Below are 18,072 nucleotides of genomic sequence, written 5' to 3' on the forward strand. Positions count from 1 at the left end.
GAGAAGCATGACATGCCCGCGCCCTTGAGGTTCATCGAATCCACTTCGGAACTGCCCAGTCAGGCCGACGTCGTTGTCATTGGAGCTGGCGTGATCGGTAGCTTTACCGCCTATTACCTGGCCAAGCGTGGCCTCAAGGTCGCGCTGATCGAAAAGGGGGTCGTCGGCGGGGAACAATCGAGCCGCAACTGGGGCTGGTGTCGCCAACAGAACCGCGACGAGAGAGAGTTACCGCTGGCGACCAAGGCGCTTGACCTGTGGGAGCAGTTCGGGATCGAGAGCGGCGAGGAAACGGGTTTTCGGCGCTGCGGCCTGTTCTATGTCAGCAATGACGAGTCTGAAATTGCGACGTGGGCGAAGTGGGGCGATTATGCCCGGTCCATCGGCGTGAAGACGCGCATGTTGAACAGCCAGGAGGCGACCGAGAAGGGGAGCTTCACCAAGCAGGTCTGGAAGGGCGGCGTGCATTCGCAGATGGACGGCATTGCGGACCCCGGTCTTGCGGTCCCTGCTGTGGCGCGGGCGATCATGGCGCTTGGCGGCACGGTGCATCAGGCCTGCGCGGCGCGCGGGATCGAGACGACCGCCGGGGCCGTGAGCGGCGTGGTGACCGAGCGTGGCACGATCGCCACGAAGCTGGTCATCCATGCCGGCGGTGCGTGGGCATCATCGTTCATGCGCCAATTGGGCGTGCGCTTCCCGCAGGCGACGGTGCGCCAGTCGATCCTTGCCGTTGGCACAGGCCACATGAGCCTGCCGGATGCATTCTACGGGGACTCGATGTCGATCACACGGCGCGGTGATGGCGCTCATGCGCTGGCCTACAGCGGACGGGCAAAGGTCGATCCGACGATGCAATTCCTGCAGTTCCAGAAGCAGTTCATTCCGATGTTCAAGCAGCGCTGGAAAAAGGTTTCCCCGGGGGGGCTGCAAGGCCTGCGCGCCGGACACGAGACACTTTCACGGTGGGCGCTGGATCGGCCGACGCCGATGGAAGCGCGCCGTATCCTCGACCCCTCTCCGGATGCAAAGACGATCCGCCTGACAGTGGAGCGCGTGTCGCGCCTCATCCCGGAAGTCGCACGGGCGCCCATCGTTGGAACATGGGCGGGCTTTGTCGACAGCACCCCTGATGGCGTGCCGGTCATCGGTGAGATACCGGCGGTGCCAGGCTTCATCCTCGCCGCCGGCTTCAGTGGACATGGCTTTGGGATCGGGCCGGGGGCGGGGCATCTGGTGGCAGACATCGCGACGGGGCAAGAGCCTATCGTCGACCCGCGGCCTTATCGGCTTGCACGCTTCGATCCCGGTGCAGAGATTGACGTTTCGGAATTCTAGCCGCACCAAGCTTTTCCGGATTTCGCAATAAAATTCCAAATACCCGTCAAATGCGGCAGCTAGTTTTGATAACTGCCAGATAGAACGGGCGATGATCGGCGGCCCAGGTCGAACTGATGTGGTGATTTTCGCGGGAGTATCGGATGAAAGTTCAGGACGCGACGCAGATCGTGCTGCGAGACATGACCACAGACGATATTCACGATGTCGCCGATTTGTGCTTCGAGCAACAATGGCCGCACCGCGAAGAAGACCTCGAGAAACTGCTGGCTATTGGCAGCGGACTGGTTGCCGAGGTGGATGGGAAGCCGTGTGGCACGATCATGGCGTGGCGATTTGGGGAAAGCTTTGCGATGATCGGCGTGATCATCGTGGCGAGGGCGCAGCAGGGACGTGGGCTTGGCCGCGAACTGGCAAGTGCCATGCTGAAGCGGCTGGACGGCGTTACGGTGATCCTGAATGCCACTGACGAAGGCTTGCCGCTTTACTCGAAGCTCGGTTTCGTCGCGATGGGCAAGGTCCATCAGCATCAGGGCATCGCGCCGGTACAGCCTCTCGTCCAGCTCCGCCCCGGCGAACGGGTGAGACCGATGGGAGTTGCCGATGCACAGGTGCTTGACGCGCTCTACTCCTCGGCCACGGGCATGGACCGCAAGGCCGTGCTCGACGCCCTTCTTGCCGACGGCAGCGCGGTGGTGCTGTGCCGTGAACACGAGCAGACCGGTTTTGCCGTGATGCGAAGGTTTGGCCGCGGCTGGCTCATCGGTCCGGTGATTGCGCCGGATGCCACCGGCGCAAAGGCCCTGATCGCCCACTGGCTCGGGACACAGACGGGCAGTTTCTGTCGAATCGACGTGCCGGAGGTGACTGGGCTTGGTCCCTGGCTTGAAGAAGTCGGTCTGCCAGAGGTGGGCCATGTTACGCGAATGGCACTCGGTCCCGCACCGGTTCCCGGCGACAATGTCGCTATCTTTGGTCTTGCTGCACAGGCGCTTGGTTGAACATGCTGAACTTGAAGGATCCCACCCTGCTGCGGCAGGCTGCTCTCGTCGATGGTGCCTGGATCTCCGCTGGTCTTCCCGCGCTTGAGGTGACCAATCCGGCCACTGGCGAAGTAATTGGCACCGTGCCCGATTGTGGTGCTGCCGAGGCGAATGCGGCAATCGATGCGGCGCAGGCCTCCTGGGCCGACTGGCGGCGGCGCACGGCGGGCGAACGTGCCGCGCTGCTGGAGGCGTGGCACGGCCTGGTCCTTGCAAATCTGGATGACCTTGCCCGGATCATGACGGCCGAGCAGGGCAAGCCCTTGGCCGAGGCGCAGGGCGAAATCCGCTATGCCGCTACCTTCATAAAGTGGTTCGCCGAAGAAGGCCGTCGCGTGGGCGGGCGCAACATTGCCTCGCCCGAGCGGGACCGCCGGATCATCGTGCTGACCGAGCCGGTGGGCGTTTCAGCTGCCATCACGCCGTGGAACTTCCCGGCCGCGATGATCACCCGCAAGTGCGCACCGGCGCTCGCTGCAGGCTGTCCGGTGGTGATCAAGCCATCGGAAATGACGCCGTTCACCGCGCTTGCCCTGATCGAACTGGCAATCCGCGCAGGCTTCCCCAAGGGGACGATCAACCTGTTGACCGGAATGCCGCAGGCGATTGGCGAAGCAATCACGGCAAGCCCGGTGGTGCGCAAGCTGTCCTTTACCGGATCGACCCGCGTCGGTTCGCTGTTGATGCGGCAGAGTGCGGACACGATCAAACGGCTGAGCCTTGAGCTGGGTGGCAATGCCCCGCTGATCGTGTTCGATGATGCCGACCTTGATCTGGCGGTCAAGGCCACGATGGCAAGCAAGTTCCGCAACGCCGGTCAGACCTGTGTCTGTGCCAACCGCATTCTCGTTCACGGACCGATCTACGACGAATTTGCCGCGCGCTTGGGCGCTGCCGTCGAGGCGCTCAATGTCGGCAACGGCATGGATGCCGATGCGACAACCGGCCCCCTGATCAATCGTGCGGCGACCGATAAGGTGTCGACGCATGTCGAAGATGCGCTGGGCAAGGGCGGGAAGATCCTGTTCTCGGGCAAGGGCGCACAAGGCGGCAACTTTGCCCGCCCGGTGATCATCGGCGAGGCAAATACCGGAATGCGACTGGCACGCGAAGAGACCTTCGGCCCGGTGGCTCCATTGTTCCGCTTCGAAACCGAGGACGAGGCAATTCTGTTGGCCAACGACACCGAATACGGGCTTGCCAGCTATTTCTACACATCCGGGCTAGATCGCGCATTCCGTGTAGCTGAAGCGCTGGAGGCGGGCATGATCGCGCTGAACACCGGATCCATAGCAATGGAAATGGCTCCCTTTGGCGGCGTCAAGCAATCGGGTCTTGGGCGCGAGGGCGGAACACTGGGCATCGAGGAATACCTGGAAACCAAGGCCTTCCACATTGGTGGCCTGAAGATCTGAATCTGCGCGGCCTCAAGGGGGACTACATGAGCAGCAATACACGCAAGCACACCATCGCGGTGATCCCCGGTGACGGTATCGGCAACGAGGTAATGCCCGAAGGCATGCGCGTGCTGGAAAAGGCTGCGTCGCTATACGGCTTCGAGCTGAAGCAGAAGTGGCACGACTTTTCCTCGTGCGACTATTACGCGCGCCATGGCCGGATGATGCCGGAAAACTGGAAGGAACAAATCGGCCGGCCCGACGCGATCTTCTTCGGCGCAGTCGGCTGGCCCGAAACCGTGCCCGATCACATTTCGCTCTGGGGCTCGATCATCCAGTTTCGCCGCGAATACGACCAGTACATCAACCTTCGGCCGGTGCGGCTGATGCCGGGCGTGCCCTGCCCGCTGGCCGGGCGCGAACCGGGCGACATCGACTTCTGGGTGGTGCGCGAGAACACCGAGGGCGAGTATTCTTCTGTCGGCGGGATCATGTTCCCCGGCACCGAGCGCGAGTTGGTGATTCAGGACACCGTCATGACGCGCGTCGGCGTGGATCGCGTGCTTCGCTATGCCTTCGATCTGGCCCAAACGCGTGAGCGCAAGCACCTGACCAGCGCGACCAAGTCCAACGGCATTGCCATTACCATGCCCTATTGGGATCAGCGCGTGGAAGCGATCGCAACCGAGTATCCCGACGTTTCTCACGACAAATACCATATCGACATCCTGACCGCGCAGTTCGTGATGAACCCGGACCGCTTCGACGTGGTGGTCGGCTCCAACCTGTTTGGCGACATCCTTTCCGATCTCGGCCCGGCCTGCACCGGCACGATCGGGGTGGCGCCTTCCGCCAACATCAATCCCGAGGGCAAGCACCCTTCGCTGTTCGAACCGGTACACGGCTCTGCGCCGGACATTGCCGGGCAGGGCATAGCCAACCCGGTTGGCCAGATCTGGTCCGCCGCGATGATGCTGGAGCATCTGGGTGAGACCGATGCCGCCACCGCGATAATGCGGGCGATCGAACAGGTTCTGGCAACGCCTGCGGCACGCACGCGAGACCTCAAGGGAGCGGCAGGTACGGAAGAATGCGGCAAGGCAATCGCCGAGGCGCTTCAGTAAGGGACAGGGTGTGGATGGTTTTGCGGCAGGCGACAAGTTCTGCCGCAAAGCTGCAAGATCACGGGCCATCATGTCGACAGCCATGGCCTTTCGGGCAAAAATGCCGACAGCGAGTCATAAGCTTGTCTTGCCGGAAACGCCCGGCCAGTCAGTCCGGAGGCCACCATCGTGCGCAGGATTTCTCCTTACATTTCAGCCGCCATCGCAGTAGCGACAGTGGGTGCGGCTTTCGCCTCGAGCACCGCAAGCGCCCACGCGATCTGGTTCGCTCAGCGGGCCAAGCAGCTCGCCATGGTCTACGGCGTCGGATCGGACGATCTTGATGCGGTAAAGCGCATGCCCCTGGTCACGTCGGTCACCGGCTATGATGCCGACGGCCTGCCGGTAACGGCATCGCTGCGCGCGGCGGGGGCGATCCCGGTGGTCGACAGTGATGAGCCGATGGCGGTGGTCGCAGCCGTGATGGACTACGGCGTGTGGTCCAAGGATGCCGCCGGCACCTGGCACAACAAGGGCCTCGACGAGGTCAAGGATGCCACGGTGAGCGAGCATAATTTCAAGTATGCCGTCCACATCAACCAGTTGCCATCGAAGCCCATGCCGCTCATCCCCGGCCACAAGCTGCAACTGATTCCGGCGGACAATGCCATTCCGCAAGCGATGGGCCAGCCGATCCGCCTCCGGGCGATGTTCGAAGGCAAGCCTGCGGCAAACGTGGCGATCCTGCACGATTACGTGAATGACCCCGACCAGAAGCCGTCGATGACCGACGCGCAGGGCTATGTCACGTTGCCGGTGCGAAATCAGGGGTTGAACGTGGTCGTCGGTATCCTCGTCGCACCTTCGGACAATCCGGCCAAGTACAAGCAAATGGAGCACCGCGCCTCGCTCACGTTCGTGTTGCCACACCTGCCGGAATGACCGCTGCCTCGGGGAGAATTGCAATGAACATGAAAAGAATCACCGCCGCCCTTGCCGGGCTTTCGCTGATCGCTTTCGCGGTATCCGCCAAGGCCCACGGTTCCATGAAGCCGCTGCATGGCGGGGTTGTGACAATGGTCGGTGAGACCGTTGTCGAACTGGTCCGCGCACCCAAGGGCGTCGATATCTACATCACCGAAGAGGACGAGCCGCTGGCGGCCACGGGCTTTTCGGGCAAGTTGATTGTAACGGCAGCGGGGGCCAAGGCGGAAACGCCGCTTGCGGCGCAAGCCGGCAACCGCATGTCGGCACCGGGGCTCAAGATCCTGGCTGGTGCCAAGGTTGTGGTCGCACTCACGGCCAAGGGCAGCGGAGCCAAGACGCTCGCTTCCTTCACGGTAAAGTGAAGCAGTGATGGTCCGCCCCACTGCCCTTTCGCTTCCGCAAGGACTGCTGCGATGGGCCGGGTGGGCCATCGCCCTCATCATCATTCTTGCCCTGAAGTCGGCAGCGCACGCCCATGGCGTGGGCGAGGACGACCGTGCCTTCATAGAAGGCGCATCGGGGATGGCCATCGGCCCCTACATGTACCTCGGCGCCAAGCATATGGTGACGGGATACGATCACTTGCTGTTCCTGGTCGGCGTTATCTTCTTCCTCTACCGGCTGAAGGACGTGGGCACTTATGTGACGCTGTTTGCCATCGGCCACAGCAGCACGCTGCTGCTGGGCGTCCTGTTCGACATCCGCGCCAACCCCTACATCGTCGATGCGATCATCGGGCTTTCGGTGGTCTACAAGGCGCTGGACAACCTCGACGGGTTCCGGACACTGTTCGGGCGGGCGCCCAATCCCAAGGCGGCAGTGCTGATCTTCGGGTTTTTCCACGGCTTCGGCCTCGCCACGAAGCTGCAGGACCTGACCCTCTCCGCCGATGGGCTGGTGCCGAACCTGATCAGCTTCAACGTCGGCGTGGAACTGGGCCAGTTCACCGCACTGGGAGCAATCCTGATCGCGATGAACCTGTGGCGGTCCACCGGCAGCTTTCGCCGCAGTGCCATTGCCGCCAATGCCGCGCTGATGTGCGCGGGCTTCGTGCTGGTGGGCTTCCAGCTCACCGGCTTTTTCACGCAAGGCTCGACTGGAGCGATGTGATGCAGACCGATATCGCAAATCCGGTGAATTCGATCCAGGTTCCGCCATCGACGCTTGCCAAGGCAACCGGCGGGGCATTGCTGGCTGCAGCTGCCATATTGGTTCTGTTCGTGATGCCGGCGGAATACGGCATCGACCCGACCGGCGTTGGTCGGCTGACCGGAATCGTCGGCATGGGGGCGGGCGGCGAGGAGGCGACACCCGCCCCGGCTGAGGCTCCGGTCGAGTCTCGTGTTTCTGGGCCGGCGACCCCAACCAAGGCCGCGATCGTCCGCGAGGGCGACATGCGCAGCGACGAAATGACGCTGACGCTTGCGCCGCACAGTGGACAGGAAGTGAAAGCCCACATGCAGGCTGGGCAAAGCTATGTCTTCGAATGGTCGGCCAAGGGCGGACCGGTGAAGGCCGATATGCATGGCGAAAAGGTCAACGCCGCCGAGGGCGAGTTCACCAGCTATTGGGAAGAGAAGCAGATGACCGGCGGCAAGGGCAGCTTTACCGCGCCGTTCGACGGCACGCATGGCTGGTACTTCCGCAACAAGGGCGAAACGCCGGTCACGGTCACGGTAAGGACCACCGGCTTCTACAAGGATCTGTTCCTGCCAGAGGGCTGATGCAAGATGCGGCAGGGCAAGGTATTCAAGAAGGAAAGAGGGCAGGGATCATGGCCACCAGTATGACATTGCCTCCCGGGGGCATAAATCTTGCAGCAGGAGGGACAAAGGCCACGGCCCATGCCCGTCTGGCCAACATCGACGCGCTGCGCGGTTTCGTGATGGTGCTGATGCTGCTCGATCACCTGCGTGAGACGTGGTTCGTCAACTATCCGGTGACCGACCCGATCAATGCCCTGACCATCATCCCTGCCATTGGTTTTGCCCGGTTCGCGGTGAGCTTCTGTGCGCCGATCTTCGTCGCGCTGACCGGGCTTGGCGTCTATTTGTTCAGCGTCAATCACACGGTTGAGGAGACCACTGAATACCTTCTCAAGCGTGGCCTTCTGCTGATCGTGATCGAGCTGGTCTATCTCTCGCCGCTCTATTGGGGGATCGTGCCGCAGCCGACGTTCTGGCTTCAGGTGATCTGGGCAATCGGCATATGCATGATCCTGCTGGCGGCCTTCATGCGCCTGCCACGGCCGGCGATCATTGCGCTGGGCCTTGGCATCGTATGCTTCCACAACCTGCTTGATTCGATCGTGCTGACCAAGGACGATGCCCTGTTCCCGGTCTGGGCCCTGCTGCACCAGCGTGACGCGTTCGACTTGCCGCTCGGCTTCGTGGCCAAGACAACCTATCCGATCCTCGCATGGCTCGGCGTGATCCTGCTCGGCTTCGGCATCGGGCCCTGGTTCACCGGAGAGGTCGCGCCCGCAGTCCGGCAAAAGCGCCTGCTGGTGCTGGGCTTCGGCATGATCGCCGCGTTTGTGCTGTTGCGCCTGCTCAACGTCTATGGCGACAAGCCGTGGTTCGTGGTCGAAGGCGATCCGGTTCGCACGGTCATCAGCTTCATCTCGATGACGAAATATCCGCCGTCGCTGCTGTTCCTGCTGCCGACGCTGGGGGGCGGGGCACTGCTGCTCGTGCTGTTCGAGAAGATCAATGACTCGCGCCTGGTCGCGGCATTGGCGATCTTCGGCGGCGCACCGATGTTCTTCTATCTGCTGCACCTCACGGTTCTTCGCATCCTCTACCACAGTGCTCTTGCCATCTGGGGTCCGAACAACGGCACGGCCTACATGTTCGACAACTACAACTGGGTGCTGCTGTGGTTCGTGGCGATGATCGTGCCGCTCTATCTGCCGACGGTCTGGTATGCGCGCCTGAAGCGCCGCCGTCGCGACATCACCTGGCTCAAGTACTTCTGAGCTTTGCGTCATGCCGGGCCCGCAAGGCCGGGGCAAAGGAGGCGTGCGGCAGAATATGCCGCGCGCCTTCATGTCAAAAGGACGCCGATAATCATTTGCTTGCTCATTCGGCGAAACCCGCTTGGGGCGCTGACATAGCCTTCAGCGAATGCTACGGAATGGACGAAACGCGATGACCAACCCAACAAACCGTTCCCTCATCGATATCGACCGCGATCATCTGATCCACTCGGTCACGTCGTTCAGGGGGCACGAGCAGCATGGCGCCATCGTGCTGGAAACCGGCAAGGGCATGTGGTTGACCGATGCGGACGGCAACCAGTTGCTCGATGCCTTTGCCGGGTTGTGGTGCGTCAATGTCGGCTATGGTCAGGATTCGATCGTCGAGGTTGCGGCAGAGCAGATGCGCCGCCTGCCTTATGCCACGGGCTATTTCCATTTTGCCAGTGAACCGGCCATCCGCCTTGCGGGGGAATTGACTGCCGCCGCGCCCGATGGCTTGGACCATGTGTTCTTCACCCAGGGCGGCTCTGACGCGGTGGACAGCGCGATCCGCTACATCGTCCATTACTGGAATGCCGCCGGGAAGCCCGACAAGAAACATTTCATCGCGCTGGAATGGGGATATCATGGATCTAGTAGCCTTGGCGCCGGGCTAACCGCGCTGGGCAACTTCCACCGCAATTTCGATCTGCCACGGCCATGGCAGCACCATATCGCCTCGCCATATCAGTATCGTCATCCTCAAGGGGACGATGACGCGGCCGTGATCGCTTCCACAGTCGCAGCGCTTGAGGCCAAGGTGGCAGAACTCGGGGCGGACAACGTGGCGGCATTTTGCTGCGAACCGATCCAGGGTTCGGGCGGGGTGATCGTGCCCCCGAAGGGCTGGCTCAAGGCTCTTCGCGAAGCATGTACCCGACTTGGCATCCTGATGCTGGTGGACGAGGTCATCACCGGCTTTGGCCGCACCGGGCCGTTGTTTGCCTGTCTGGATGAAGATGTCTCTCCAGATTTCATGACCACGGCCAAGGGCTTGACGTCTGGATACATACCGATGGGCGCCATGTTCATGGCCGACCACGTCTACCAGACCATCGCCGACGCAGCGCCTGCCGCGCTGCCGATTGGCCATGGCCAGACGTATTCTGGCCACCCCGTGGCCGCTGCGGTGGGCCTGGAAGTGCTGCGCCTTTATCGTGAGGGCGGCCTGCTGGAAAATGGCCGCGTGACGGGTGAGCGGTTCGCGCAACACATGGAACGGATCAGGTCACATCCACTGGTTGGCGACGTACGCTATCGCGGGATGTTGGGTGCGATCGAACTGACCCCGAACAAGGCGACGAAGGCAATTTTCGATCCATCGCTCGACATTGGCGGAAGTCTGTCGAAGCTGACCTATGGCAATGGGGTGATCGTGCGCTGTTTTGCCAATGCAGTCATTGGTTTTGCACCGGCGCTATGCTGCTCGCTCGACGAAATGGATATGATCTTCGAACGGGTAGAACGGTCGCTTGACCAACTGCTTGAGCAGCCCGACATTCGCGCGGTCGTCGCGCTGCAAGACGCCTGACGGGGGAACAAACCATGCTGCCCGGACCCAAGCTCGACAGGATAGACCTCAAGATCCTTGCCAAGCTCCAGCAGGAGGGCCGGATCACCAACGTGGAACTGGCCGATGCGGTCGGCCTTTCGCCGAGCCCCTGCCTGACGCGGGTCAAGCGCCTGGAAAAGGCCGGATATATCACGGGCTATGGCGCACACGTGAATTTCAGCAAGCTGGGTGAATACCTCACGGTATTTACCGAAGTCACGCTCAGCGAACATCGCCAGGGCGATTTCAGCCGTTTCGAAAGCCGCATTGCCAAGCTCGACGAGATCGTCGAATGCCACCTCGTTTCAGGCGGCTATGATTATCTGCTCAAGTTCGTGGCGCGCGGTGTTTCACACTATCAATCGATCATGGAAGGCATGCTCGAAAGTGATTACGGCATCGAGAAGTACTTCAGCTACATCGTGATCAAATCACCCTTCATCAAGCACAGACTCCCGATCCAGAACCTGTTTGGACAGACGCATGGCTGACCAGGTTCAGTTGCAAGCGGATCTTTTGAATGATCTCGTCGCACTGCGTCGGGATATCCATGCCAATCCGGAACTCGGGTTTTGCGAGCAGCGGACAGCAGGCCGCATTGCTGATGAGCTGCGCGCACTTGGCATCGAAGTGCATGAAGGCATCGGCACGACCGGAGTTGTCGGGGTCCTGAAGGGCAGGCGCGAAGGATCGCGCACACTTGGCCTGCGGGCAGACATGGACGCCCTGCCGATTCAGGAAATGACCAACTTGCCCTGGGCCAGCAAGACGCCCGGCTCCTTCCACGGCTGCGGGCATGACGGCCATGTCGCCATGCTGTTGGGCGCTGCCCGGGTTCTGGCTGCCGATCCCGATTTTGCCGGTACGCTCCACCTCATCTTCCAACCTGCCGAGGAAGGGCTTGGCGGCGCGCGCGTGATGATCGAGGAAGGGCTGTTTGACCGCTTTCCTTGCGATCGGGTCTATGCCTTGCACAACTGGCCCGGTCTTCCTGCCGGGACGATCAGCACGCGCCCCGGCGCAATCATGGGCGCGGCAGACAAGTTCCGGATCACGCTGACCGGCAAGGGCGGACACGCAGCGATACCGCAGGACAGTCCTGATGCGATCCTTGCTGCGGCCAGCCTTGTCCAGCAACTCAACACCATCGTCAGTCGCGCCGTGCCGCCTTATGCGTCAGCCGTGCTTTCAATCACGCAGATTCATGGCGGCCACGCGCACAATGTGATCCCAGCAGAAGTCATGGTGGCCGGTACTGTCCGCACGTTCGACCCGGCCGTGCAGGATCGGATCGAAGACCGAATGCGGGCGATGCTGGAGGGCATCGCAACGTCGTTCGAGGTTGAATGCGCGCTCGATTACGACCGTTACTACCCGGCAACGATCAACGATGCCCAGGCTGCCGCCGACGTCCTTGAAGTGGCCGCGACCGTTGGAACGGCGGAACTTGCCCCGGAGCCCGCACCTACTTCGGAAGACTTCTCCTTCATGCTGCAGCAGCGCCCAGGAGCCTATATCTGGCTTGGGCAGAGTACCCATGAGCACACGGCTCCGCTTCATAATCCGCAGTACGATTTCAACGATGCTGTGCTTGAAAACGGCGTGCGGTTGCATGTTGCGCTGGCGCGGCACTGGCTCAAGTAGCATTCGGACACTTGCAGGAAGCCCGAAGCACACACGCGTTTCTGATCGGGGAGCTTTACCCACGGGATCTGTCAGAATGGCGATTGGGTCAAAAAAAGGCCGGCCCGAAGGCCAGCCTTGAAAAGTTTGGGAGAGGATGCCTGAAAGGCACCTCGCATATGCGGTAGCTTTCATTCTTTGGCAAATGCGAACGGCTACTTCATAGTTGCAGTTTCTGCATCCGCCTCTTGGTCACGGGTATCGGTTCAAGGAGTGATCCCGACCGCGTCCTTTACACGTTGCAGGGCCGCATCGACCGGCGATGGCTCGGCAAGTATCGTGAAGGTTCCGTTCATGGCAAAGACGCAATGTCCATGGACAGTCGCCAGCAGCGAGCGCGTGAGGTGTTCCGCCAGATCCTTCCTGTCGGGAGTCAATGCGGCGCGCACTTCCTGAACGACGACGTCGAAAATAGCGCGCACTTCGTCTTGGTATTCTGGAGGAGGCGTGCAGTCTTCCGGCAGCCGGAAATCATAGATCGCCGCCCAAGCGTGTCGGTGGCCTTTTGCAAATTCGAAATAGGCCGTAATAGCTGCCGCGAGCCTTTCGTGAGGCGGGCTCGGTTCTCCCACGGCTGCCAGACGCCGCCGAAGGTGGTCGCGCCACAGCGCCAAGGTTCGCCCGTTGATGGCAAGGATCAGCGCGTCGTAGCTGCCAAAGACGTTGTAGATCGTGCCGATCGAATAGCCGATGCGTTTGGCTACTTCGCGCGCCGAGAAGTGTGCAAATCCCACTTCCTCCATGTGCCTATGCCCAGCGGCAACGATGATTTCGCGCAACTCGTCGCGACTATGATCCGATCTGCGTCCCATGGCGTATGGCTAAGGCATAAATTGAACACTGTCCATTATTTTAATTGAACAATGTATAATTGTCGGCTAGCCTGCGAGTCGCGAAGGGGAGAGGGTCTGGATTGGCCTGGCTTTCTGCCCTTAACCCGTCCGGAACACTTGTTCCGGTATTGGCAGCTTTGAATTGCAAAGGGTTCCAGATGTCCGCACCCGATTTCAGCCTGCTTGCCAAGCGCCGTTTCGGCCCGACCTTCTCGGTCCAGTTCCTCGGTGCCTTCAACGACAACCTCCTGAAGTTCGCGCTGCTGTTCCTCGCCAATTTCGGCATCCTTTCTACCGATCCCGAAAAGGCAAAGTTGCTGGCAGCAGTGGCTACGGGCCTGTTCATCCTGCCCTACTTCCTGTTCTCCTCGCTCGCCGGACAGCTTGCCGATGCGATGGACAAGGCGCGCCTCATCCGTTGGATCAAGGCTGCCGAAGTGGCAATCATGGCCATAGCCCTGGCGGGCTTCTGGTACCTGTCCCTTCCACTGCTCCTTGTCAGCCTGTTCCTCATGGGAGTGCACTCGACGCTGTTCGGGCCGGTCAAGTATTCGATCCTGCCCCAGCACCTTCATGCTGGCGAAGTGATGGGCGGCACCGGATTGATCGAAGGCGGCACTTTCCTTGCAATTCTTGGCGGACAGTTGCTGGCGGGCGTCATCCCTGCTTGGGAAGCGGGGCTTGCCGCCTTTGGATTTGCGCTGCTTGGCTTTGTGATGAGCCTTGCCGTGCCCGCTGCCCCGCCAAGCGGCAACGGCCACGCGATCGATCGCAACCTGTGGCGTGGAACCCGGGCCATTCTCGCCACAGCCCGTGAAGGTCGCGGTGTGTGGCTTTCGATTCTCGGGATCAGTTGGTTCTTCGCTGCGGGCGCGGTCCTGGTGAGCGAGTTCGCGCCGCTCGTCTCGGGTACGCTGGCGGCACGGCAGGAAGTGGCGACGCTGTTTCTGGTGGTTTTCTCGGTTGCCATTGCGGTCGGCTCCCTGATCGTGAATCGTTTGCTGAAGGGTGAGGTCTCGGCCCGCTACGTGCCGATCTCGGCCCTTGTCCTTGCCGCGGGTCTGATCGATCTGTGGATCGCCACAAGCGGGTTCGAGGTGCGGACCGCCGGAGCATCGGTGCCGCAATTCCTCGGCACGCCGGGCGCCTGGCATATTCTTTTTGATCTTGCAGTGATCGCAGTCTCCGGCGGAATGTTCATCGTTCCGCTCTATGCCATCCTTCAGGTAGCCAGCCCCGAGGACAAGCGCTCGCAGATCATAGCTGCCAACAATGTCGTGAATGCCGGACTCACGGTACTCGCGGTGCTTGCCATCACTGGCTTGCTGGCCGCCGGTGTGGACATACCTGGTCTGATCGGCGCACTCGGCTTTGCCACGTTGTTCGTCGCGCTTGCCTCTGTCTGGCTGCTGCCAGAGACGCTGTTCAAGGACGTAATCCGTCTCACCTTGCGCGTACTCTATCGCGTGGAGGTTTCTGGCATGGAACACATGCCCCGGGCGGGCGAACGTGCTGTAGTGGTCGTAAACCACGTGAGCTTCCTTGATGGGGTGTTGCTGGGGGCATTTCTGCCCGGAAAGCCCACTTTCGCGGTCAATACCCAGATAGCGCGATCGGTCTGGATCAAGCCTTTCCTGAAGCTGTTCCGGGCCTTTCCGGTCGATCCCACCAACCCGATGGCGGCCAAGGCGATGGTCAAGGCAGTGAAGGAGGGACGAACCCTGGTGATCTTTCCGGAGGGCCGGATCACCCGCACCGGCGCGCTGATGAAAGTTTTCGATGGCCCTGGCATGGTTGCCGACAAGGCCGAAGCGCCTATCATTCCGGTGCGCCTCGACGGACCACAATATACGCGGTTCTCGAGGATGCAGGGCAAGGTGCGCCTGCGTTGGTTTCCGAAGATCACGCTTACGGTCCTGCCGCCGCGCCACTTCGCCATCGAAGGAGAAATGACCGCGCGCCAGCGTCGCGCGATTGCCGGACGACGGCTTTACGACGAGATGAGCGCGATGATGTTCGCGACCTCGGACACCGATCGCACCTTGTTCAGCGCTCTGGCCGAGGCCCGCGCCATCCATGGCGGCAAGGCACTTGTCGTGGAGGACGTGAAGCGCGAACCGATGAGCTACGACAAGCTGTTCGCCGCAACTACCCTTCTCGGCAAACGACTGGCCCGCGATACGGCGCTGGGCGAGGCGGTTGGCCTGCTGATGCCCAATGTGAATGGCGCGATAGCAGCCTTCTTCGCATTGCAAGCTACTGGTCGCGTTCCGGCCATGCTCAATTTCACCGTCGGCGCGGCCAACATGCGTTCGGCATGCGTCACCGCGGCCATCCGTACTGTTGTCACCGCCCGTGCCTTTGTCGATCAGGCCAAATTGCATGACGTGGTTGCAGCGCTCGAGGCTGACGGGCTGCGCATCGTGTGGCTCGAAGACATCGGCGCAACCATCGGGACATTCGAAAAGCTGCGCGCCCTGCTGGGTGCGAGCAGTGCCGAACACCGGCATCTCAAGCTGGGAATCTCGCCCGATGCACCTGCGGTCATTCTCTTCACAAGCGGCTCGGAGGGCGTACCGAAAGGCGTCGTGCTGACGCACCGCAACCTCCTGTCGAACTGCGGACAGCTTGCTGCCCGCATCGATTTCAACGCCTCGGACATCGTGCTGAATGCGCTGCCGGTGTTCCACTCCTTCGGCCTGACCGGGGGAACGTTGCTGCCTCTGTTGAGCGGGATCCGTGTGGTCCTCTATCCCAGCCCGCTGCACTATCGCATCGTGCCGGCGCTGGCTTATGACGCCAATGCCACCATCATGTTCGGCACCGATACCTTTCTGTCAGGCTATGCCCGCATGGCCCACAGCTACGATTTCTATTCACTGCGCTATATCTTTGCCGGGGCCGAGAAAGTGCGTGACGAGACGCGAAGGACCTATGCCGACAAGTTCGGCCTGCGCATTTTCGAGGGCTATGGCGCGACTGAGGCGGCGCCTGTCATCGCGGTCAACACGCCGATGCATTTCATGGCGGGCAGTGTCGGCCGCGCCTTGCCCGCAATCGAAACCCGCCTGGAAACCGTGCCCGGGATCGAGGAAGGCGGACGCCTTTACATTCGCGGCCCCAACGTCATGGCAGGATACTATCTCGCCTCCGATCCGGGCAAGCTCCAGCCGCCACTGGAAGGCTGGCACGATACCGGCGATATCGTCACCATTGACGACGCAGGTTTCATAACCATTCGTGGCCGGGCCAAGCGTTTCGCCAAGATCGGCGGCGAGATGGTCTCGCTCCCTGCCGTCGAGGGCTACGCAGCCAGATGCTGGCCCGGTTTCGACCATGCCGTTGTGACCCGGCCAGATCCGAAGAAGGGTGAACAACTCGTGCTCTTCACCACTGCAACTGCGGCAGAGCACAAGGCGCTGCAAGGCTGGGCCAAGGCCAATGGCGTGACCGAACTGATGGTGCCGCGTGACATCCGTGTGGTGGAAGCACTGCCCGTGCTGGGAACCGGCAAGCTCGACTACGTTACCATGAGCGACATGGCCCTGCTTGTGCCTGGTAACCCTGTGGCGAACGAGCCAGACGATATGACAGAAGGATTCGCGACCGCGGACGACGCCTGATCGTAAGGCGTATGTCGGCCGAATTTCATGTTCTTGAGGCCGGTGCAGGGAGTGCTGCGCTGTTGCGGGGCACTCCGGCCAGCTCAGCGCAACTGTATCAGTGCTGCGACTGCACATCCGCGGGTTGCATCGCCGCCCTTTATTCTGGTGCGATCCGGCGGACGCCTAGGGCAGGGCCTATCCAGCCGAGAAACTTGGAAGCGCAAAACTGCCTAACCCTATTGGGTTATGCGCGATGGTGTCAGGTGCGATAGTTTTCGATCCGGAACGTCAACACGCCCAGGAACAGGCCAAAGAGCCGCGGGCTGCCCGGAGAGATGCCCCATGAAATTCTCGATCATCTATGAAGCGCAGATGGTGGATGCCAGTCGCGAAAACGAGCGCGCGGTGTTCCTCCAGATCGTCGAGCAGGCCAAGTTCGCCGAGGAGATGGGCTTCGACTGCATCTGGTGCGTCGAGCATACCGCGCTGACGCAGTACGCACACATGTCTGCTCCCGAGACGGTGCTGGCGTTCATCGCCGGGGCGACGAGCCGCATCCACATCGGGCACGGCGTTGTCTGCCTACCGCCGGCGATGAACCATCCGGTCAAGGTGGCCGAGCGCATCGCCACGCTCGACATTCTTTCGAAAGGGCGCCTGCACTTCGGCGTGGGCAAGGGCGGCACGCAGCAGGAGGCCGGGACCTTCGGTTATGACCTGAACGAACTGCAGCCGATGATCGATGAATCGATGTACCTGATCCCCAAGATCATGGTGCAGGACGAGATCGAGCACGACGGCACCTACATCAAGATCCCCAAGCGTCCGATCCACCCGAGCCCGTGGCAGGACCCTCATCCGCCGATGTACATGGCCTGCACGCGCGAGAACACGCTGGTGGCGGCCGGCAGCCGCGGCATCGGCGCGCTGGTGCTGGGCTTTTCCGGGCCGGACGAGATTGCCAAGAAGAACGCGATCTATCGCGAGGCTTTCCGCACCCGCAAGGCCGAGGATCAGGTGGGCTTCCGCCCGACCGAACACCTTGCCGCGCTCTGCGCCGCGACCGTGCTGGATGACCGCGAGAAGGCGCGCAAGATCGGCCTGCGCGGCCAGCGCTTCTTCGCCGAGTCCATCGCCTACTGGTATCAAGGCGGAGCCAAGCCCTCCGTCGACGAGGACCTCGACGCCGAGGATCACGCCAAGGTGCTGGAGCAGGGCAAGCAGGCGACCATCGCTTACCTGTCCGAAGAGGCGATCCCGGTGGGGGACGAGCACCTTTCCAACTACACCGTGGCGCAGGACGCCTATGGCACGCCCGACGATTGCATCCGCTATGTCCAGCGGCTGAAGGACGCCGGCGCCGACGAGATCCTCTTCATCTTCCAGATGGGCGGCATCCCGCACGAGGTGATCATGGAAACCATCCGCAACATCGGCGAAAAGGTGATCCCGCACTTCAGGGCGCTCGAAGTGGCCGAAGCGGGAGAGATGGAAGCGGCGGAATAAGCCCTG

The 18,072-nt window shown here is 61.6% G+C and carries 15 protein-coding genes; 14 read left to right on the forward strand and 1 reads right to left on the reverse strand.

Annotation, left to right across the window (positions count from 1 at the left end):
• The first annotated feature begins 12 nt into the window (after positions 1–12).
• The 12 genes from NJ75_RS15245 (at position 13) to NJ75_RS15300 (ending at position 12,083) form a co-directional block, all read left to right on the forward strand.
• Entirely contained in the window at positions 13–1,338 is a 1,326-nt protein-coding gene (locus tag NJ75_RS15245; protein ID WP_039335950.1) for an NAD(P)/FAD-dependent oxidoreductase, read from the forward strand.
• 143 nt (positions 1,339–1,481) lie between these two features.
• Complete coding sequence (locus NJ75_RS15250) at positions 1,482–2,339, forward strand: GNAT family N-acetyltransferase (protein WP_039335952.1); 858 nt, start codon at positions 1,482–1,484, stop codon at positions 2,337–2,339.
• A gap of 2 nt (positions 2,340–2,341) precedes the next feature.
• Positions 2,342–3,796: an NAD-dependent succinate-semialdehyde dehydrogenase gene (locus NJ75_RS15255; protein WP_039335954.1), complete on the forward strand. Its 1,455-nt coding sequence runs from the start codon at positions 2,342–2,344 to the stop codon at positions 3,794–3,796.
• 26 nt (positions 3,797–3,822) lie between these two features.
• A complete protein-coding gene (locus tag NJ75_RS15260; protein ID WP_039335956.1) occupies positions 3,823–4,902 on the forward strand; it encodes a tartrate dehydrogenase in 1,080 nt (359 codons plus the stop codon).
• A gap of 168 nt (positions 4,903–5,070) precedes the next feature.
• Entirely contained in the window at positions 5,071–5,823 is a 753-nt protein-coding gene (locus tag NJ75_RS15265; RefSeq protein ID WP_039335958.1) for a DUF4198 domain-containing protein, read from the forward strand.
• Between the two features lie 23 nt (positions 5,824–5,846).
• Entirely contained in the window at positions 5,847–6,230 is a 384-nt protein-coding gene (locus NJ75_RS15270; protein WP_039335961.1) for a hypothetical protein, read from the forward strand.
• Between the two features lie 7 nt (positions 6,231–6,237).
• Positions 6,238–6,978, forward strand: a complete 741-nt coding sequence (locus NJ75_RS15275) for a HupE/UreJ family protein (protein WP_052242553.1) — start codon at positions 6,238–6,240, stop codon at positions 6,976–6,978.
• Positions 6,978–7,592: a hypothetical protein gene (locus tag NJ75_RS15280; protein ID WP_039335963.1), complete on the forward strand. Its 615-nt coding sequence runs from the start codon at positions 6,978–6,980 to the stop codon at positions 7,590–7,592. Before NJ75_RS15275 ends, NJ75_RS15280 begins: the two co-directional genes overlap by 1 nt.
• 50 nt (positions 7,593–7,642) lie before the next feature.
• The gene (locus tag NJ75_RS15285) at positions 7,643–8,845 is read left to right on the forward strand and encodes a DUF1624 domain-containing protein (RefSeq protein WP_039335965.1); all 1,203 of its coding nucleotides are present in this window, start codon (positions 7,643–7,645) and stop codon (positions 8,843–8,845) included.
• 172 nt (positions 8,846–9,017) lie between these two features.
• Positions 9,018–10,418 (forward strand): aspartate aminotransferase family protein, encoded by a 1,401-nt coding sequence (locus NJ75_RS15290; protein WP_039335967.1) that lies wholly within the window; start codon positions 9,018–9,020, stop codon positions 10,416–10,418.
• A 14-nt stretch (positions 10,419–10,432) separates the two neighbouring features.
• Positions 10,433–10,930 carry an Lrp/AsnC family transcriptional regulator gene (locus NJ75_RS15295; RefSeq protein ID WP_039335969.1) on the forward strand — a complete coding sequence of 166 codons (498 nt, stop codon included), beginning with the start codon at positions 10,433–10,435 and terminating at the stop codon, positions 10,928–10,930.
• The gene (locus tag NJ75_RS15300) at positions 10,923–12,083 is read left to right on the forward strand and encodes a M20 aminoacylase family protein (protein WP_039335971.1); all 1,161 of its coding nucleotides are present in this window, start codon (positions 10,923–10,925) and stop codon (positions 12,081–12,083) included. Before NJ75_RS15295 ends, NJ75_RS15300 begins: the two co-directional genes overlap by 8 nt.
• 245 nt (positions 12,084–12,328) lie before the next feature.
• Here NJ75_RS15300 and NJ75_RS15305 read toward each other — a convergent pair whose 3' ends face one another.
• A complete protein-coding gene (locus tag NJ75_RS15305; RefSeq protein WP_039335973.1) occupies positions 12,329–12,934 on the reverse strand; it encodes a TetR/AcrR family transcriptional regulator in 606 nt (201 codons plus the stop codon).
• A 179-nt stretch (positions 12,935–13,113) separates the two neighbouring features.
• On the opposite strand from NJ75_RS15305, the gene NJ75_RS15310 reads away from it, so the two are divergent.
• Together NJ75_RS15310 and NJ75_RS15315 are read left to right on the forward strand one after the other, a co-directional pair.
• On the forward strand, positions 13,114–16,578 hold the full coding sequence (locus NJ75_RS15310) for an acyl-[ACP]--phospholipid O-acyltransferase (RefSeq protein ID WP_236727162.1): 3,465 nt from the start codon (positions 13,114–13,116) through the stop codon (positions 16,576–16,578).
• Positions 16,579–16,902: 324 nt separating this feature from the next.
• Positions 16,903–18,066: an LLM class flavin-dependent oxidoreductase gene (locus tag NJ75_RS15315; protein ID WP_039335975.1), complete on the forward strand. Its 1,164-nt coding sequence runs from the start codon at positions 16,903–16,905 to the stop codon at positions 18,064–18,066.
• Positions 18,067–18,072 lie beyond the last annotated feature (6 nt).

Origin of the sequence: Novosphingobium subterraneum, from assembly GCF_000807925.1 — a bacterium.
Classification (GTDB): Bacteria; Pseudomonadota; Alphaproteobacteria; order Sphingomonadales; family Sphingomonadaceae; genus Novosphingobium; species Novosphingobium subterraneum.